Raw genomic sequence first — 17,253 nt, forward strand, 5'->3', positions numbered from 1 at the left:
AAAACTTCGGCACAATACGGCATGCCTTTGGCCAGAATCCTACTCATGTCCCTACTTAGCCTATCGTTTTTGGGCGGCTGCGCCCTGCCGCCGTTGGACAAGCGCAGCGTATCGCAGGCCTTGACGCCTGACGAGTCGCTCGCCACGCCGCTGGGTCGGGGCATTGCGCCTCGGGCGGCGGCTCATCCCGGAAAATCCGGCATCCACCCCTTGAGCGATGCCCACGACGCCTTTGCCGCCCGCATGATGCTGGCGCGCGCGGCCGAGCGCAGCCTGGATGTGCAGTACTACATCTGGCACAACGACATGACGGGCACCATGCTGCTGGAAGCGTTGCACGAAGCCGCCGACCGTGGGGTGCGCGTGCGCCTGCTGCTGGACGACAACGGCACGGCTGGTCTGGACAAGGTGCTGGCCGCGCTCGACACGCACCCCAATATTGAAGTGCGGCTGTACAACCCTTTTGTGCTGCGCTGGCCCAAGTCCTTGGGTTACCTCACGGATTTCAGCCGCTTGAACCGGCGCATGCACAACAAGTCGTTCACCGCCGACAACCAGGCCACCATCATCGGTGGTCGCAATATCGGCGATGAGTACTTTGGGGCGGGCAGCGGCGTGTTGTTCACCGACCTGGACGTGTTGGCAATCGGTGCGGCGGTCAACGATGTGTCGCAGGACTTCGACCGCTACTGGGCCAGCGATTCCGCCTACCCGGTGGACCGCTTGCTGAAGCCGGCCTTGCCGGGCGAACTGGAAGCGCTGGAAGAGCAGGCCAGCAAGGTCGAGCGATCGCCCGAGGCCGCCACGTATGCCCAAGCCCTGAAGCAGTTGCCGTTCATCCAGCAACTGCTGCAAGGCGAGCTGGAGCTGGAATGGGCCGACACCCGCATGGTCAGCGACGACCCGCGCAAGACGCTGGGCACCGCGCCGCGCGAGGCCATGCTGCCGCACCAGCTTTACGACATCATCGGCACGCCCACCCAAGACATGGAACTGGTGTCGCCCTATTTCGTGCCGACGGCGGACGGCACCCAGTCCTTTGCAAGGCTGGCGCGAAACGGTGTGAAGGTGCGGGTGCTGACCAATGCCCTGGAGGCCACCGACGTGGCGGTGGTGCATTCCGGCTACGCCAAGCGCCGCAAGGACCTGCTGGCCAGTGGCGTCGAGCTGTATGAAATGAAGCGCAAAGCAGGTGGGGCCGAGCGCAACAAGAGCATGGGGCCGTTTGGGAGTTCGGGTTCCAGCCTGCACGCCAAGACCTTCGCGGTGGACGGCCAGCGCGTCTTTGTCGGGTCGTTCAACTTTGATCCGCGATCGGCCATGCTGAACACCGAACTGGGCTTTGTGATCGACAGCCCCACGATGGCGGGGCGCATTGCCGAGGCCTTTAGAGAAGGCGTGCCCAAGGTGGCGTATCGGGTCTGCCTGGACGAGCAAGGCAGCTTGTACTGGCTGGAGCAGCGCGACGGCAAGACGCTGCGGCACGACACCGAGCCGGGCACGTCGGCGTGGAAGCGGTTCACGGTGTGGTTCGTGTCGCTGTTGCCGCTGGAATCCATGCTGTGACGCCATCGCAACAAGCGGAGTTCACCGCGACGGTGGTGGACGTAGACTGATCTTTTTCAGCCGCTGCCTTTCAGCACAACAGCCGCCTTGACCTCCCCATCATGACCGCCCCCTGCCCGCCTTTGCCCGACCTGGACTGGACCGCCGTCACGCAGTCCCTGGACGCGTACGGCAATGCGATCCTGCCCGGCCTGTTGCCCCCCGCGCAATGCACCGAGCTGGCCGACGCCTATTCCGCCACGGACCGCTACCGCAGCCGTATCGTGATGGCGCGGCACGGCTTCGGGCGCGGCGAATATCAGTACTTCGCCTACCCGCTGCCACCCCTGCTGCAAGGCCTGCGCACGGCGCTGTACCCCCGCCTGGCGCCCATCGCCAACCGATGGAATCGGCAGATGGGCGTTGCCGTGCAATACCCCGATGATCACGCCACCTTCCTGCAACGTTGCCACGACGCCGGGCAACGGCGGCCCACGCCCTTGATCCTGCAATACGGCCCTGGCGACTACAACTGCCTGCATCAAGACCTGTACGGTGAACATGTGTTTCCCCTGCAAGTGGCGGTGCTGCTGTCACGCCCTGGCGTGGATTTCACGGGCGGCGAATTCGTCATGCAGGAAACCAGCAGCCGCGAGCAGCGCGCCGAGGTGCTGCCCCTGCAACAAGGCGACGCGCTGATCTTCACCGTGAACCAGCGGCCCGTGCCGGGTACGCGCAGTTGGCGCAAAGTTGCGATGCGCCACGGCGTGAGCGCGCTGCGCAGCGGCCAACGCCATACGCTGGGCCTGATCTTTCACGACGCGCAGTAGCCGAGAAGCCATGACGCTGGATCTGTTCAACGACGACGACACCGCGCAGCACGGCCGCGAGCAGATCGGCCCGCAATCCTTTGTGCTGCGCGGCTTTGCGCTGCCCTACGCGGACGCGTTGCTGCAAGGGGTGGATGCCGTGGCCGCGCAATCGCCGTTTCGCCACATGCAGACGCCGGGCGGCTACACCATGTCGGTCGCGCTGACCAACTGCGGGACGCGGGGTTGGACGTCGGACGCGCAGGGCTACCGCTACACGCGCATCGACCCGCTGTCCGGCCAGCCCTGGCCCGATCTGCCCGAGGCCTTTCTACGGCTGGCCCAGGCCGCCGCGGCCGACGCGGGCTTTTCGGGGTTTACCCCCGACGCGTGCCTGGTTAACCGCTACGAGCCCGGCGCGCGCCTGTCGCTGCACCAAGACAAGAACGAGCGGGATTACAACGCGCCCATCGTGTCGGTGTCGCTGGGCATGCCCGCCCTGTTCCTGTTCGGCGGCCACGCGCGCACGGACCCGGCGGCGCGGGTTGCCTTGTTGCATGGCGACGTTGTGGTCTGGGGCGGGGTAGACCGGCTGCGCTATCACGGCGTGATGCCGATGAAGGACACGCCCCACTCGCGGCTGGGCAGCCAGCGGATCAATTTCACCTTGCGCAAGGCGGGCTGAGCCGGGCACCCACCCCGTGGCAAACCCGCCATCAGGCCGCCATCAAGCCGGCCCCACCCCGCCCCAGAGCATTGCACGGGGCCATTTGAGGGAAAAGCGGCGCGGCCGGGTTAGCATAGCCGCACGCTTAACCTCAAAGAGAGTCCTGACATGCATTCGCTGGGCCGTCTCGTCCTTCTCGTGAACGACTACGACACCGCCATTTCCTTCTATCAAGACAAGCTGGGCATGGAGGTGTTCGCAGATATGCCCGTGGGCCAGCAGCGCTACGTGCACCTGCGCCTGCCGTCCCAGCCCGCCGTGGGCGTCTGGCTGTTGCAAGCCCTGACCCAGGCGCAGCGCGACCGCGTCGGCGACCAGACCGGCGGCCAGCCGGTCGGGGTGTTCTACACCGACGACGTCATGCGCGACCACAGCAGCTTCACCGCGCGCGGGGTGCGCTTCACCAAGGAGCCCGTCCATGACGACAGCACCATTTATGCCCACTTCATTGACCTGTACGGCAATGAATTCATACTGGTGCAAATGAAGCGCCCCTAGCGCTCCTGGCACCCAGCAAGACCGCCATGACCCTGGCCAACCCGAAACAGGACTGGATTCTCCGCGCGGCCGCCTCCGGCCACGTGGAGCGCATCGAAGCCTTTTTCGGTGGTCATGGCTACGACATGCACCGCCACGACACCTACGCCATCGGGCGCACCTTGTCGGGCGTGCAAAGCTTCCATTACCGCCGGGACTTCCGGCACAGCCTGCCCGGCGGCACCATCGTGCTGCACCCCGATGAGCCGCACGACGGCCAGGCCGGCACCGAAGCCGGCTTCCACTACCGCATGATCTACGTTGAACCCGCGCTGATCCAGCAGATCCTGGGCGGCCGGCCGCTGCCGTTCATCGCCGGCGGCCTCTCTGGCGACGCCAGGCTGCACGCCGCCAGTGGCGCGCTGTTGCAAAGCACGCAGGAACGGCTTGACCCCTTGCAGGAAGACGACGCGCTGTATGACCTGGCCCACGCGCTTTGCACGGCGGCGGGCTGGTCCGAGGGGCGACGGACGGGACGCCAGACCCGGCGACGACCGCTCGACTATGTGGCGGCCGAGCGCGCGCGCCACTACATCCATGCCTCGCTGGACACGACCATCACCCTGGACGCCTTGGCGGCGGCGGCCGGGAAAGACCGCTGGAGCCTGTCGCGCGATTTCCGCGCGCTGTTCGGCACCAGCCCCTACCGCTATGTGATGTTGCGCCGGCTCGACCTGGCGCGCCGGCTGATCGCCACCGGCACGCCCTTGGCGGACGCGGCGGCCCATGCCGGTTTCACCGACCAAAGCCACCTGACCCGCCGCCATGTGCAAACCTACGGCATGCCGCCCGACCGGTGGCGGCGCATGCTGCACGCCTAGCCCGCGCCAGCCAACAAAGCCCGCCTGGGCCTGAGACCGCCTGAACCCGCCCCCCCCAATCAACCCCCCACCCAAACCTGCAAGAACGTACAAGACGCGATGCCTTGGCGCGCCTTAATCTGGGCGTCTCTCTTCTTGTCCAGGTTCCACCATGCCCCCCATTTCCGCCATCAATATCGCCAGCAAGCTTGCGCTGTTTTCCGAGCAGTGGCGCCCCAAGGTCATCGCGCAGATGAACGACTACCAATTCAAGGTGGTCAAGGTGCAGGGCGACTTCGTCTGGCATAGCCATGCCGACACCGACGAAACCTTCATCGTGGTCAGCGGCCGGCTGCGCATCGACCTGCGCGACGGCCACATCGACCTGGGGCCCGGCGAAATGGCAGTGATACCCAAGGGCGTGGAGCACAAGCCCTGTGCCGTCGAAGAAGCGCATCTGATGCTGGTTGAACCCTGCGGCGTGCCCAATACCGGCGACCAGGGCGGCGAGCGCAGTGCGCCAAACGACGTCTGGATCTGAGTCCCTTGATTCTGCTACCGTGAATTCCCCCCAGGAGGACACCATGCCCAAAGTCATGCTCGTTACCGGCGGCAGCCGTGGCATCGGCGCCGCCGTCGCCAAGCTGGCCGCGCGCCGCGGCTACGCGGTCGGCATCAACTACCGCACCCATTCCGACGCCGCCGACGCCGTCGTGGCCGAGATCCAGCAGGCGGGCGGCACCGCGCTGGCCATCCAGGCCGACGTGTCGCAAGAAGATGACGTGCTGCACATGTTCCGCACGCTGGACGAGCGCCTGGGCCGCATCGACGCGCTGGTCAATAACGCCGGCATCCTGGAAACGCAGATGCGCCTGGACCAGATGGAAGCCGACCGCCTGCTGCGCGTGCTGTCCACCAACGTCATCGGCGCTTTCCTGTGTGCGCGCGAAGCGGTGCGCAGGATGTCGACGCGCCATGGCGGCGTGGGCGGCGCCATCGTCAACGTGTCCTCGGCGGCGGCGCGCCTGGGCTCGCCCAATGAATACGTGGATTACGCGGCCTCCAAGGGCGCACTGGACACGATGACCATCGGCCTGTCCAAAGAGGTAGCGCCCGAAGGTATCCGCGTGAATGGCGTGCGCCCCGGCACCATCTACACTGACATGCACGCAAGCGGCGGCGAGCCGGGCCGGGTGGATCGCCTGAAAAGCGTGATCCCGCTGCGGCGCGGCGGGTCGGTCGAAGAAGTGGCGGGCGCCGTCATGTGGCTGTTTTCCGAAGAAGCCGGCTATACCAGCGGTTCGTTTATCGACGTGTCCGGCGGTAGTTGAGAGGGTCGCTGGAGGGGTAGCAGGAGGGGCTGCTGAAGGGGCGGCACACGGAGTGGTACATGAGGCGGCACATGGGGCAGAAAATGGAGCGGCCAAGGAAGTAGCCAGACCGGCCTGCCTACCGACCGACGCTCAGCCGTTGCCGTGGGGCTTGTCGTCGGTGGCGATGACGCCCTTGTTTTCCGGGGCGTCGGAAATGCGCGCTTCAACGCGGCGCAGCACCGCCAGCACAAACAGCGCCAGCAAGGTGCTGACCAACGCCGTGGCTTCGCGGCCCATGCCGGCCGCCACGCCGATGGCGGCGGTCATCCAGATGCTGGCCGAGGTGGTCAGCCCGTGGATCTCGCGTTCATCGCTGAGCTTGATGATGGCGCCCGCGCCCAGAAAGCCGATGCCGGCGATCACGCCCTGCAGCACCCGGCTAAGGTCACTGATTTCCATGCCGCCCTGCAGGGGCACCAGCACAAAAATAGCCGCGCCCAACGCCACCAGCATGTGGGTGCGCAAGCCCGCGGCCTTGCCGCTGCGCTCGCGTTCGAAGCCCAGCATGCCACCCAGTATCACCGCCATGCCCAAGCGCAACACAATGCGCGTGGCTTCGCCCACATCCGGAATATCAGCAAATTCGCTACGCACGGTGGACCAGATTTCAAACCAGACTTCCGCCATCTGTCGCATCCTGAAAGGCACGGGTTGAAGGGAACGGGGTGAAGGTGATCAGGTGAATCGAGCATAGCAGGCGTGGCCTCGTCCGCGCCATGTCGGCGCCATGTCCGTGCTGGCACCAGCCGCGCAACTGGTTTACAACCAATGCGTGTCCCGCGCGTGCGGGCGTGAAACCACAGGAGCCACACATGGACTTGCAGCTAGGCGGAAAGCGCGTGCTGATCACGGGTGCGTCCAAAGGCATCGGCCTGGCCTGCGCCGTCGCCTTTGCGCGCGAGGGTGCCGACCCGATTCTGGTGGCGCGCGATGATGCGGCGTTGCATCACGCCACGTCCGCCATCCGCGAACAAAGCGGCCGCGCGGCACATGCCATCACGCTGGACCTGGCCCTGCCTGGCGCGGCGGAAAAGCTGGCCAAGGAAACCGGCCCCATCGACATACTGGTCAACAACGCGGGCGCGGTGCCCGGCGGCGCGCTGGACCAGGTGCAAGACGAACGCTGGCGCGCGGGCTGGGAATTGAAAGTGCACGGCTACATCAGCCTGGCGCGCTGCTACTACCCGCACATGCGCGAAGCGGGCGCGGGCGTCATCGCCAACATCATCGGCATGGCGGGCGCGGCGCCCCGCGCCGACTACATCTGCGGCGCGGCGGCCAATGCCTCACTGATTGCCTTTACCCGCGCGCTGGGTGGCGAAGCGCCCCGCCACGGCGTGCGCGTCTTTGGCGTCAACCCCTCGCGCACGCGGACCGACCGCGTGCTGACCCTGGCCCGGCAGCGCGCGCAGGCGCGCTGGGGCGACGAAAACCGTTGGCAGGAAACGCTGTCGGACCTGCCCTTCAACCGGCTGATGGAACCCGCCGAAGTGGCCGACATGATTGTGTTCGGCGCCTCGCCACGCGCGGGTTACCTGAGCGGCACGGTCATCGACCTGGACGGCGGCGAACAGTACGCGAAATAGTGCGGCGGCCGGCGCTTGGGCCGGCCTGGTGTATCAGCGCGCGGCGGCTTGCCAGCCGGCCAGCAACGCGGGCAGTTGCGTCATGTCGGTGAACACGTGCGCCACGCCCACATTGCGCAGTGCCTCGGCGCCGCTGTGGCCGTTGGCGTCGGGGCTGTAGCCGAACACCGTGGCGCCCGCCGCTACCCCGGCGGTCGCGCCGGTGACCGTGTCTTCCACGACGGCGCAGCGCTTGGGGTCCACACCCAGCGCTTGGGCAGCCGCCAGGTACACGTCTGGAAACGGCTTGCTGCGTGGCATCTCGTGCCCGCTGAAGACGCGGCCGTCGAAGCATTCGGCAATGCCCACCTTGGCCAATTGCAGTTCCACCTTGTGGCGGTCGGCGCCGGACGCCACGGCGATGCGGCCGTCCAGCGTGCGGTGCAAGGTGCGCACCGCGTCGGGCGCACCGGGAATTTCGAGCAGGTCGCGGTCCAGCGCGGCGTTGCGGCGCTGGCGGAATTCACCGAACCAGTCCGGCCCCAGCTTGGCGCCGGTGCGCGCTTCGATCATCTGCTGTTCGTCCTTGACGGCCTTGCCCGTGAAGATACGCATGGTTTCTTCGTGGGTGATGTCCCAACCCAACTCGTTCAGCATCTGGGTCAGCACCTGGCTGGTGATGGGTTCGGAATCAACCAGCACGCCGTCACAATCGAACAACACGGCGTCAAAGGGAAAATCAGTCATGGGGCGGGCGGATGAAGGGGGTTCATGAAGCGGGTAAGCATACTGCATGGCTCAAGGCCAACCTTGTGGCCCATTCGGGCCGCAAGCTTCGGAGTGACGCGCAAGGCAGCGCGGGCCTATCCTGGCTGACCGAGAAGCTGATCGACCCCTAGCTGACCGACCCAGTACGCTACCCTTTCCGCCATGCCTTCCTCCTTACCCGTGACGCCACACCTACCTCTGGACCACTACGACTGGCCCCTTATCGGCCGGCAGTTGGACGCCGAAGGCTGGGCGCTGCTGCCTGGCTTCTTTCCGCCAGATGCCGTGCGCCAGCTCACACAAACGGGCAACACCGCCACGCTGGAAGCGTTGCGGCCTCTGCTGTACCGCCGCCTGCTGCCCATCGCCCGCGCCTGGGCGGACGCGCTGCAACTGGACGCGTCGTATCCCGATGACTTTCCCGCCTGGTTGCAGCACAACCGCAACGCGGGCCAGACCCGCCCCTTGACCGCCATCCAGCGATTGACGCAGGACGGCTATCAGCCGCTTGCGCAGCATGCCGACGGGGAAGCCGTGTTTCCGTTGCAGCTTGTGGCCCTGTTGTCGGCCCCGGAGACGGCATTCACCGGCGGCGAATTCGTCATGACCGAACAACGCCCTCGCATGCAGTCGCGGCCCATGGTGCTGCCCTTGCGCTGCGGCGATGCGGCAATCATCGCGGTATCGCACCGCCCCGTGCAGGGCGCCCAAAACGTGTATCGAGTCACCGCGCGGCAGGCGATCAGCCGGGTGCGCGCTGGCCAGCGCGTGGGGTTGGAACTGTTGCTGCACGACGGACGGTGATGGCGCAAGCGGCTCAGTTTTCCGCCGTGATGTGGCCGTCCGCAACCACCTTTGCATACACCGCCGTCTGCGCCTTGATGAAGGCGCGGAATTCATCTTGGCTCATCGGCTGCACTTCACCGCCCAAGTCGCGGATGCTGGCCACGAATTTCTCGTCGCGCAGGGCGTTGCCGATGGCGCTGGCCAGCTTCTGCTGCGTTTCGGGCGGCGTGCCGGCCGCCACGAACACGCCAAACCAGTTCTCCAGCGCATAGTCTTTCAAAGGCGCGTATTCGGCCACGGCCGGGATGTCGGGTGCAAACGACGCACGCTTGGCCGACGTCACCGCCAGCGGCTTCACCTTGCCGCTCTTGATGAAGGGCAAGGCGCCGGCCAGGCTGACGAAGGTGAGGTCCACGTTGCCCGAGGCCACGTCTACCAATTGCGCGGACGCGCCCTTGTAAGGCACGTGAACCATCTTGATGCCCGCCAGCGACTGCAGCAACTCGCCGTTCAGATGCTGCGGGTTACCCACGCCGCTGGTGGCGTAGGTAAGTTTGCCGGGATGCGCGCGGCCATAAGCCACCAGTTGCTCCACATTGGCCACCGGCAACGCCGGGGTGGCGAGCAGCACATTCGGCACCCTCGCAATCAAGGCGATCGGCACCAGATCCTTCTCTGGCTGGTATTGCATCTTGCTTTTGAACACCAGCGGGTTGATGGCGGTTTCGCCCGCCGATCCCAGCAGCAAGGTCGTGCCATCCGGCGCCGAGCGCACCACCGCCTGCGCGCCCAGCATGCCGCTGGCGCCCGGCTTGTTTTCCACCACCACACCCTGCGGCATGTCGCCGCGCAGCCGTTCGGCCAACAAGCGCCCCATGCCATCCACGCCGCCGCCCGCGGCAAAGGGCACGATCAGGGTGATGGGTCGGCCGGCGTCGGCCGCGTGGGCGGTGCTGAAGGGCGCGGCCAAGGTCAGCGCCAAGGTCAGGGCAGCGCTAAGAAGTCGAGGGTGGGGCATGGTTTGTCTCCTGAGGTGGCCTGTTCGTATGGCGGCCGGGTTTTTACTTAATTGCATTTTATATGTGCAATATGCAAAACTTGCAGCTATGGAAAACACCAATCCCCCGTTGCGCCACGTCCGCTTCACGCTGAACGGGGTCGCCCATACCTGCCTAGACCTGCCCGCGATGTTCGGCGCGGACTACTTTCGCCTGCCCGTCGTACTGCGCCTGCTGTTGGAAAACGCCTTGCGCAACATGCAAGGCGACGAGCGCGACGCCGCCATATCCGCGCTGTTGCGCTGGCTGGACCATGGCACCAGCGACGCCGAGATCGCGTTTCAACCGGGCCGCGTGCTGATGCACGACACCACCAGCACCCCCGCCTTGGTGGACATTGCCGCCATGCGCGACGCGCTGGCCGAGGCCGGCCGCGACCCCGCCGTGCTGAACCCCGTGCTGCCCGTGGACGTCTCGGTAGACCATTCGCTGGCGGTCGAGGCCTATGCGCAAGCCGACGCCGCCGCGCTGAACCTGAACCTGGAACTGCGCCGCAACGCCGAGCGCTACCGCTTCCTGCGTTGGGCCTCCAAGGCGCTGTCCAACGTGCGCATCCACCCGCCGGGCACCGGCATCATGCACACCATCAACCTGGAACAACTGGCCACCGTGGTCTGCCTGGGCGCCGACGGCGCACTGTTCCCCGACATGATGATCGGCACCGACAGCCACACGCCCATGATCAACGGCATCGGCGTGCTGGGCTGGGGCGTGGGCGGGCTGGAAGCACAGACCGTGATGTTCGGCATGCCTACCCTGTTGCGCATACCGGATGTGATCGGCGTGCGCCTTACCGGCGCGCTAGCCCCGGGCGTGACGGCCACCGACCTGGCGCTGACCGTCACGCAACGCTTGCGCGCCATCGGCGTATCAGGCGAATTCGTGGAGTTCTTTGGCCCCGGCGTCAGCACGCTGTCGGCCGGCAGCCGTTGCGTGGTCGCCAACATGGCGCCCGAATACGGCGCCACCACCGGCTACTTTCCCATCGACGGCGCCACGCTGGACTACCTGCGCCAAACGGGTCGCAGCCAGGCGCACATCGCGCGCGTGGCCGCCTATGCCGAACACGCCGGCATCGCGTTCGACCCGCAAGCCGCGCCCCGCTACACCCGCGTGGTCGAAATCGCCCTGGACCAGGTCGGCATGCACGTGGCTGGCCCCAAGCGGCCGCAAGACCTGCACCCCTACGGGCAGACCAGAGCGATTCTGTCTGCGCTGAGCTTCCAGCCGGCCGCGCCCGCGCAAGGCGGCCTGCCGCGCTACCCCGTCGCCATCGCGGCCATCACCAGTTGCACCAACACGTCGGACCCGCGCCTGCTGATGGCGGCCGGGCTGCTGGCCCGCAAGGCGCGCCAGGCCGGGTTGCGCGTGCCCGCCTGGGTCAAGACATCGCTAGGCCCGGGCTCGCCCGCCGCCGCCGACTACCTGGCGCGCGCCGGTTTGCTGGACGACCTGGCGGCGGTGGGCTTTGACATCGTGGGCTATGGCTGCACCACCTGTATCGGTAATTCCGGCGCCCTGCCCGGCGCGGTGCGCGACGCCATGGCAACCGGTGCGGTCCATCCGGTGGCCGTGCTGTCGGGCAATCGCAACTTCACCGGCCGCATCCATCCCGACCTGGACCTGGGCTTTCTGATGTCGCCACCGCTGGTCATCGCCTTTGCGCTCGCGGGCGACGCCGAGCGCGACTTGAGCCAGGAGCCCGTGCAGACCACGGCCAACGGCCGCGCCGTTCACCTGCACGACCTGTGGCCGGATGAGGCCGAGATCGACGCCGCGCTGGCGCAAGGCCTGCGGCCGGACGACTACCGCGCCGCCTTCAAGATCGCCAGCGCCAACCCGGCGTGGCAGGCCTTGCAATCGCCGGACAGCCCGCGCTTTCCGTGGGACCCCGCGTCTACCGCGCTGCGGCGTCCGCCCTTTGCATCGGTGGACGAAGCCGGCCAACTGGGCCGGTACATTGCCCACCCGCTGCTGGTGTTGGGCGACGACGTCACCACCGACCACCTGTCGCCCGCCAGCGCCATTCCGCCCGACAGCCTGATTGCCGACTTTCTCGTGGCGCGTGGCGACGACCGCAACGACCTGAACGTATTCGCGTCCCGCCGGGGCAATTGGGAAGTAATGATGCGGGCCGCGTTCTACAGCAGGAGCCTGGTGAACCGGCTGTGCCCCGACGCGCCCGCGGGCCACACGCGGCATGCGCCCAGCGGCCGCGTGGAGCCCATCTGGGAAGCCGCCGCGCAGTACCGTCAGGACCAGCAGCCGGTGGTGCTGCTGGCCGGTGCGCGCTTTGGCACCGGGTCTTCGCGCGACTGGGCCGCCAAGGGCCAGCGGCTGCTGGGCATCCGCGCGGTGCTGGCGGTGAGCGTTGAACGTATCCACCGTTCGAATTTGATCGGCATGGGCATCCTGCCGCTGCGCCTGCCTGACGGCGTCACGCCCGACACGCTGGCCGTGCAATCCGGTGACCGCATTGAAATCGACGCACCGGCTGATGCGCTGGCGCCACGGATCCCGGTGCCAGTACGCATTCTGCGGGCCGACGGCACAGTGGACGCGTTGTGGGCCACGGCCGCCGTGGAAACGCAGTTGGAGGTGCGCCTGTTGCGGATGGGCGGCGTCATTCCCGCTATCCTGTCGGATATTCTTCGGCCAGCCACGACCCCGACAGCCACGCCCCCATGAGCGCGCAAACCAATACCGTTACCAAAATCCTGGAATTGATCCGGCAAGACCGCCTGCCCGGCGGCGCCCACTTGACCGCACAAAAGCTGGCCGACCGGCTGCGCCTGTCGCGCTCGCCGGTCAACGATGCGCTGGGCGTGCTGGAGCAGCACGGCATCGTGGCGCGCAAGCCCAACCGTGGCTACTTCCTGCAGCAGGACTTCGACGCCCTGCCCGACGCCCCCGCCGACCTGGCCGAACTGGCGCCGCCTTCGGCCGATGACATCGTCACGCAAAGCTACTTCAAGCTGGCCGACGAGCTGCTGCGCGGCCAACTGCCCATGCAATGCAGCGAAGCGCAATTGCGTGTGCGCTATGCGCTGACCAATGCGCAGACGCAGGCGTTGCTGGCGCGCGTATCGCAGGAAGGTTGGGCGCAGCGCCGGCCCGGGTACGGCTGGGAATTTTCGTCCATGATGACGACGCCTGACAGCCTCTTGCAGTCGTACCGCCTGCGTCTGGCGCTGGAGCCGGCCGCCCTGCTGGAACCCAAATTCCGCATCGAGAAAAGCGTGATCGAACGCTGCCGCGCCGCTGAACGGCATCTGCTGGATGGCGGTATCGAAACCGACACGGCCGACCAATTGCACGAGCGTGGCGTACGTTTTCATGAGTCGCTGGTGGAAGCGTCCGGCAACCCGTTTTTCATCGACACGATCAAGCGCGTCAACCGCGTGCGCCGGTTGCTGTCGTACCGCTCCATGCAGGACCGCAGCCGCTATCAGCAGCATTGCGATCAGCATCTGGCCATTCTTGATTTGCTGGAACGTGAACGCAACGACGAGGCCGCGGCCGCCTTGTCCAGCCATTTGCGCAGCACGCTGGACAACCTGGCACGCATCAGCGGCATCCTGGTGTCCCCGGCCTGAAACGCGAAGATTTTCAAAGGCAAGCCCATGCACGTCTATATCGGCTCTCGCACCACACGTGAACGCAATGCGCGCGGCGACGGCATCAGCGTCTACACCTACGCCGCGGACACCGGCGCGCTGACGCTCACGCAGGTGGTCGGCGGCTTGGTCAATCCGTCGTATCTGCTGCCGCATCCGGCGCTGCCCGTGCTGTACACCGTGCACGGCGACAGCCAGGAAGTCAGCGCGCTGCACCGCGATCCGCAAAGCGGCGCGCTTACCCCCTGGCATCAACAACCGTGCCAGGGCCGCAACCCGGTGCATCTGGCCCTGGGTCCGTCCGGGAACTTTCTGATGGTGTCGAACCATTTGAGCGGCGCCTTGGCTGTGCTGCCCGTGGCGCACGACGGCGCGCTTGGCGCCGTTACGCAAACCGTTTCCATGCCGGGCGAACCTGGCCCGCACCGCAAAGAGCAGCCGTTCGCCAAACCGCACTACAACGTGGTGGACCCCACCGGACGCTACGTGGCGGTGCCCGACAAGGGGCTGGACCGCGTGTTCCTCTTTGCGCTGGACGAGCACGGCATCGGCGCGCAGCCGCACAGCGTGGCAAGCAGCCGCGAAGGCGCCGGCCCGCGCCATGCGGTGTTCCACCCCACCGGCCGCTGGCTGTATGGGGTGAACGAACTGGACAACACCGTGGCCGCCTACACGCTTGCGGCCGGCGCGTTACAGCCCTTCCAGGTGCTGCCCACGCTGCCGGACACCTACACCGGCAACAGCCGCGCGGCCGGCATCGCCCTGGACACGCACGGCCGTCACCTGTACGTGTCGAACCGGGGCGACGACAGCATCGCCGTGTTTCGCGCGGACCCGGCCAATGGCCGCCTGGCGCTGGTGCAGCACGTGCCGTCGGGCGGCAAGACGCCACGCTTTTTCACGCTGTCGCCCGACGGCCGCTTCCTGTTCGCCTTGAACGAAGACAGCGACACGCTGGTGCGTTTTCGGGTCGATGCGCAAGACGGCACGCTGACGCGCGACGGTCACGAACTTCGCATCGGCAGCCCGGTGTGCATGGTGTTTGCCCGCCCGCAGGCCTGATGCCGCGCGGCGGGCCTGGCGTTTGCGGATATGAAGTTCGTGGCTCCGGGGTTTGTGACTCCAGCTCCCGTCAGAAATCCATGGACGCCGACAGCATCAGCGTGCGCGGCACGCCTTGAGAGATCGTGCCGTAAGAGGCCACGCCGGACCAGTACGCGCGGTTGGTCACGTTGACCAGATTGGCCCGCAAGGTCACGTCCTTGCCCTGAACTCGCGTGGCATACCGCGCGCCCAAATCAAACGTGGTCCATGACGGCACCGATTGCGTGTTGGCCTGATTGATATATTCGCGCCCGGTGTACACCATGCCGCCCGTCAAGGTCAGGCCCGCCACCCACGGGGTGTCCCATTCGGCGCTGAGGTTGGCCGAGAACCTGGGTACGCCCACCGGCTGGTTGCCCAGCGTGGCGGCGCTGTTGGTGCGCGTGAGTTCGGCGTCCAGCCAGGTCACGCCGCCCAAGAGACGCAGGCCGCGCAGCGGTTCGCCGGACAGGTTCATTTCCAGGCCGCGATTGCGTTGTTCGCTGTCCGCGCCGTACACGCCGTTGGTCAACTGGCCACTGGGCTTGGTGATTTCAAAGGCGCTCAAACTCAGCATCGCGCTGTCGAACTCCACCTTCACGCCCACTTCCTTTTGCTTGGCCTTGTAGGGCTTGAACACCTGGCCGGCGTTGGACGCCGTGGCGGGTGCCACGTCGCCCTTGCTCAGGCCTTCGACGTAGTTGGCGTACAGCGAGACATGGCTCCACGGTTTGACGACCAGGCCGGCCAGCGGCGTGGTGGCGCTTTCGTCATAGCTGACCGTGCGCACGCCCGTCACCGCATTGAAATTGCGCGACTCGATGCGCTGCTGGCGCAGGCCCAGCGTCAGTTGCGCGCGTTCGTCCAGGATGCTCATCGTGTCGGCCAGCGCCAGGCCGGACAGGTCCGACGACGACACCTTGGGCACGTTGCGCGGCGCGGGAATATGCTGTTCGGGACGCGTGATGGGGTGGTAGATGTTGGACGTAAGCGGCGTGCCCGACACGCTGGCCTGCGAGTTGCGATCGCTGTACAGGCTGCCCATGAAGCTGATGGCGTGACGCACGGGCCCGGTGTCCAGCTTGGCGCGCAGGCCCGCGTTGTACGTGCTGCGATCCACCTTGAAGCGGAAGTTGTTCGGCGTCACCAGCGTGTCGCCCGCGCTGTTCACGATGGTGGGCGTCTGGTCCGACAGGCGCGATACATCGGTGTCTGACCCGCCCGCGTCGGCAAACACGGTCAGGCGGTCGCTGATGTCGTATTCCACGCGCAGCAGCGCCGACTGGCCGTCGGACTTCCACCAGCCCCAGGGCTGCGTGGCGTTGCGGCGGCCATCGGCGGCGCGCGGCACGTCTATGCCGGCGGCCACCAGAAACGGGCGCGTGGGGGCGTCGACTTTTTCGTGCTGCGTCAGCAGGTCCAGCGATGCGCGCAGGCGCTCGCCTTGATAGTCCAGCGACAAGGCGCCGATATCGGTGCGCGAATACAGGTTGTCCAGCGGCGTGTCGCCCTGGCGATGCATGCCGTTGATGCGCACGCCCCATTCGCCGTCGTTGCCGAAGCGCCGGCTCAGGTCCACCCGGCCGCCAAACTGCGAACTGCCCACGTAGTCGGCGGACAATCGCGTCAGGTCTTGCGGCAGCGAACGCTTGGGCACCATGTTGATCACGCCGCCCACGCCGCTGTTGGGCGACATGCCATACAGCAGGGCGGCCGGGCCTTTTAGCACTTCCACCCGTTCGATGTAGTCGGTGTAGACGTGATAGTTGGGCGCCACGCCATAGACGCCGTCAAACGCGATTTCGCCCAGGTTGCCTTCGCCGATGGGAAAGCCGCGTATGTAGAACGAGTCGGTCACGCCGCCGATCTGCCCGGTAAAGCGCACGGACGGCTCGGCGTTCAGTGCGTCGGCCAAGGTTACCGCCTGGCGGTTAGCCAGCAATTCCGAGGTGTAGCTGGTGAGGTTGAACGGCGTGTCCATGACGTCGCGGTTGCCCAGGAAGCCCATGCGGCCGCCACGCGCCACCTGCCCGCCCGCGAATTCCGGCGGCAAGCTGGACGCGCTGATGCCCGATCCCGCCACCGTGATGCTGGGCAGCAAGGTGGCCACGTTGCCGTCGCCTTGCGGCAGCTTCTGCAAGGAATACGCGCCCGCGCCCTGTTCCGCCACCGCGTAACCGGAACCGCCAAGCAATTGCGCGAACCCTTCCTGCACGGTGTACGAACCCGAAAGCCCAGCGCTGCGCTGCCCGGCCAGCAATGCCGGGTCGAACGACAGCGGCACGCCCGCCGCCGCCGCGAATTGCGCCAGCACATCGCCCAGCGGACCCGCGCCAATCGCATAGGGCTTGCGCGCATCGGCCGCGGCGGCAGCCACGCCAGTGGCTTCGGCGGCCGAGGCCGGCGAAGCCAGGCCCGCCACGGCCAACAGCATCAAGCTGAGGCCTGCGGCCTGCATCGTTACCGCCAGGGGCGACAGAGCGGCCATGCCACGGGGCTGGCGCTGCGAATGGGAATTTCGGGAAACCATGAAACGATCCTTCGTAGGGGACGGGGTGGCTCGCGTGTCGCGACGATTCACCCGG

16 protein-coding genes are annotated in these 17,253 nt (G+C 66.7%); 12 read left to right on the forward strand and 4 right to left on the reverse strand.

Annotated features, from left to right (window positions below):
- The first annotated feature begins 21 nt into the window (after positions 1–21).
- From P8T11_RS13930 to P8T11_RS13960, 7 genes are all read left to right on the forward strand, one after another.
- Positions 22–1,566 carry a phospholipase D family protein gene (locus tag P8T11_RS13930; protein ID WP_268081394.1) on the forward strand — a complete coding sequence of 515 codons (1,545 nt, stop codon included), beginning with the start codon at positions 22–24 and terminating at the stop codon, positions 1,564–1,566.
- A 101-nt stretch (positions 1,567–1,667) separates the two neighbouring features.
- Positions 1,668–2,375, forward strand: coding sequence for a 2OG-Fe(II) oxygenase (locus tag P8T11_RS13935; protein WP_268081393.1), 708 nt, complete (start codon positions 1,668–1,670; stop codon positions 2,373–2,375).
- A gap of 10 nt (positions 2,376–2,385) precedes the next feature.
- Positions 2,386–3,039 carry a DNA oxidative demethylase AlkB gene (gene alkB / locus P8T11_RS13940; protein WP_268081392.1) on the forward strand — a complete coding sequence of 218 codons (654 nt, stop codon included), beginning with the start codon at positions 2,386–2,388 and terminating at the stop codon, positions 3,037–3,039.
- Positions 3,040–3,189: 150 nt separating this feature from the next.
- Positions 3,190–3,579 (forward strand): VOC family protein, encoded by a 390-nt coding sequence (locus P8T11_RS13945; RefSeq protein WP_268081391.1) that lies wholly within the window; start codon positions 3,190–3,192, stop codon positions 3,577–3,579.
- A gap of 26 nt (positions 3,580–3,605) precedes the next feature.
- Entirely contained in the window at positions 3,606–4,439 is an 834-nt protein-coding gene (locus tag P8T11_RS13950) for an AraC family transcriptional regulator (protein ID WP_268081389.1), read from the forward strand.
- 151 nt (positions 4,440–4,590) lie between these two features.
- On the forward strand, positions 4,591–4,959 hold the full coding sequence (locus P8T11_RS13955; RefSeq protein WP_268081388.1) for a cupin domain-containing protein: 369 nt from the start codon (positions 4,591–4,593) through the stop codon (positions 4,957–4,959).
- A 43-nt stretch (positions 4,960–5,002) separates the two neighbouring features.
- Complete coding sequence (locus P8T11_RS13960) at positions 5,003–5,749, forward strand: SDR family oxidoreductase (protein WP_268081387.1); 747 nt, start codon at positions 5,003–5,005, stop codon at positions 5,747–5,749.
- A 132-nt stretch (positions 5,750–5,881) separates the two neighbouring features.
- Here P8T11_RS13960 and P8T11_RS13965 read toward each other — a convergent pair whose 3' ends face one another.
- A complete protein-coding gene (locus P8T11_RS13965) occupies positions 5,882–6,418 on the reverse strand; it encodes an MgtC/SapB family protein (protein ID WP_268081386.1) in 537 nt (178 codons plus the stop codon).
- 185 nt (positions 6,419–6,603) lie between these two features.
- Here P8T11_RS13965 and P8T11_RS13970 point away from each other — a divergent pair, with 185 nt between their 5' ends.
- Complete coding sequence (locus tag P8T11_RS13970; protein WP_268081385.1) at positions 6,604–7,377, forward strand: SDR family oxidoreductase; 774 nt, start codon at positions 6,604–6,606, stop codon at positions 7,375–7,377.
- A 33-nt stretch (positions 7,378–7,410) separates the two neighbouring features.
- Here P8T11_RS13970 and P8T11_RS13975 read toward each other — a convergent pair whose 3' ends face one another.
- The gene (locus P8T11_RS13975) at positions 7,411–8,103 is read right to left on the reverse strand and encodes an HAD family hydrolase (protein WP_268081384.1); all 693 of its coding nucleotides are present in this window, start codon (positions 8,101–8,103) and stop codon (positions 7,411–7,413) included.
- A 183-nt stretch (positions 8,104–8,286) separates the two neighbouring features.
- On the opposite strand from P8T11_RS13975, the gene P8T11_RS13980 reads away from it, so the two are divergent.
- Positions 8,287–8,928: a 2OG-Fe(II) oxygenase gene (locus tag P8T11_RS13980; RefSeq protein WP_268081383.1), complete on the forward strand. Its 642-nt coding sequence runs from the start codon at positions 8,287–8,289 to the stop codon at positions 8,926–8,928.
- Positions 8,929–8,941: 13 nt separating this feature from the next.
- Here P8T11_RS13980 and P8T11_RS13985 read toward each other — a convergent pair whose 3' ends face one another.
- Positions 8,942–9,928 (reverse strand): Bug family tripartite tricarboxylate transporter substrate binding protein, encoded by a 987-nt coding sequence (locus P8T11_RS13985; RefSeq protein ID WP_268081382.1) that lies wholly within the window; start codon positions 9,926–9,928, stop codon positions 8,942–8,944.
- Between the two features lie 88 nt (positions 9,929–10,016).
- Between P8T11_RS13985 and acnA the strand changes: the two genes are divergently transcribed.
- The 3 genes from acnA to P8T11_RS14000 are packed head-to-tail and all read left to right on the forward strand — an operon-like array spanning position 10,017 to position 14,647.
- A complete protein-coding gene (gene acnA / locus P8T11_RS13990; protein ID WP_268081381.1) occupies positions 10,017–12,656 on the forward strand; it encodes an aconitate hydratase AcnA in 2,640 nt (879 codons plus the stop codon).
- Positions 12,653–13,564: a GntR family transcriptional regulator gene (locus P8T11_RS13995; RefSeq protein ID WP_268081380.1), complete on the forward strand. Its 912-nt coding sequence runs from the start codon at positions 12,653–12,655 to the stop codon at positions 13,562–13,564. Before acnA ends, P8T11_RS13995 begins: the two co-directional genes overlap by 4 nt.
- A 27-nt stretch (positions 13,565–13,591) precedes the next feature.
- Positions 13,592–14,647 carry a lactonase family protein gene (locus tag P8T11_RS14000; protein ID WP_268081379.1) on the forward strand — a complete coding sequence of 352 codons (1,056 nt, stop codon included), beginning with the start codon at positions 13,592–13,594 and terminating at the stop codon, positions 14,645–14,647.
- 70 nt (positions 14,648–14,717) lie between these two features.
- On the opposite strand, the gene P8T11_RS14005 is transcribed toward P8T11_RS14000, so the two are convergent.
- Positions 14,718–17,198: a TonB-dependent receptor gene (locus P8T11_RS14005; RefSeq protein ID WP_268081378.1), complete on the reverse strand. Its 2,481-nt coding sequence runs from the start codon at positions 17,196–17,198 to the stop codon at positions 14,718–14,720.
- Between the last annotated feature and the right edge of the window lie 55 nt (positions 17,199–17,253).

The organism is Achromobacter spanius (assembly GCF_029637605.1).
GTDB classification, from domain to species: Bacteria; Pseudomonadota; Gammaproteobacteria; order Burkholderiales; family Burkholderiaceae_B; genus Achromobacter; species Achromobacter spanius_E.

Coding starts and splice junctions, on each gene's coding strand:
- P8T11_RS13930 (WP_268081394.1), top strand. CDS start 22: ATGCCTTTGGCCAGAATCCTACTCATGTCCCTACTTAGCCTATCGTTT.
- P8T11_RS13935 (WP_268081393.1), top strand. CDS start 1,668: ATGACCGCCCCCTGCCCGCCTTTGCCCGACCTGGACTGGACCGCCGTC.
- alkB (WP_268081392.1), top strand. CDS start 2,386: ATGACGCTGGATCTGTTCAACGACGACGACACCGCGCAGCACGGCCGC.
- P8T11_RS13945 (WP_268081391.1), top strand. CDS start 3,190: ATGCATTCGCTGGGCCGTCTCGTCCTTCTCGTGAACGACTACGACACC.
- P8T11_RS13950 (WP_268081389.1), top strand. CDS start 3,606: ATGACCCTGGCCAACCCGAAACAGGACTGGATTCTCCGCGCGGCCGCC.
- P8T11_RS13955 (WP_268081388.1), top strand. CDS start 4,591: ATGCCCCCCATTTCCGCCATCAATATCGCCAGCAAGCTTGCGCTGTTT.
- P8T11_RS13960 (WP_268081387.1), top strand. CDS start 5,003: ATGCCCAAAGTCATGCTCGTTACCGGCGGCAGCCGTGGCATCGGCGCC.
- P8T11_RS13965 (WP_268081386.1), bottom strand. CDS start 6,418: ATGGCGGAAGTCTGGTTTGAAATCTGGTCCACCGTGCGTAGCGAATTT.
- P8T11_RS13970 (WP_268081385.1), top strand. CDS start 6,604: ATGGACTTGCAGCTAGGCGGAAAGCGCGTGCTGATCACGGGTGCGTCC.
- P8T11_RS13975 (WP_268081384.1), bottom strand. CDS start 8,103: ATGACTGATTTTCCCTTTGACGCCGTGTTGTTCGATTGTGACGGCGTG.
- P8T11_RS13980 (WP_268081383.1), top strand. CDS start 8,287: ATGCCTTCCTCCTTACCCGTGACGCCACACCTACCTCTGGACCACTAC.
- P8T11_RS13985 (WP_268081382.1), bottom strand. CDS start 9,928: ATGCCCCACCCTCGACTTCTTAGCGCTGCCCTGACCTTGGCGCTGACC.
- acnA (WP_268081381.1), top strand. CDS start 10,017: ATGGAAAACACCAATCCCCCGTTGCGCCACGTCCGCTTCACGCTGAAC.
- P8T11_RS13995 (WP_268081380.1), top strand. CDS start 12,653: ATGAGCGCGCAAACCAATACCGTTACCAAAATCCTGGAATTGATCCGG.
- P8T11_RS14000 (WP_268081379.1), top strand. CDS start 13,592: ATGCACGTCTATATCGGCTCTCGCACCACACGTGAACGCAATGCGCGC.
- P8T11_RS14005 (WP_268081378.1), bottom strand. CDS start 17,198: ATGGTTTCCCGAAATTCCCATTCGCAGCGCCAGCCCCGTGGCATGGCC.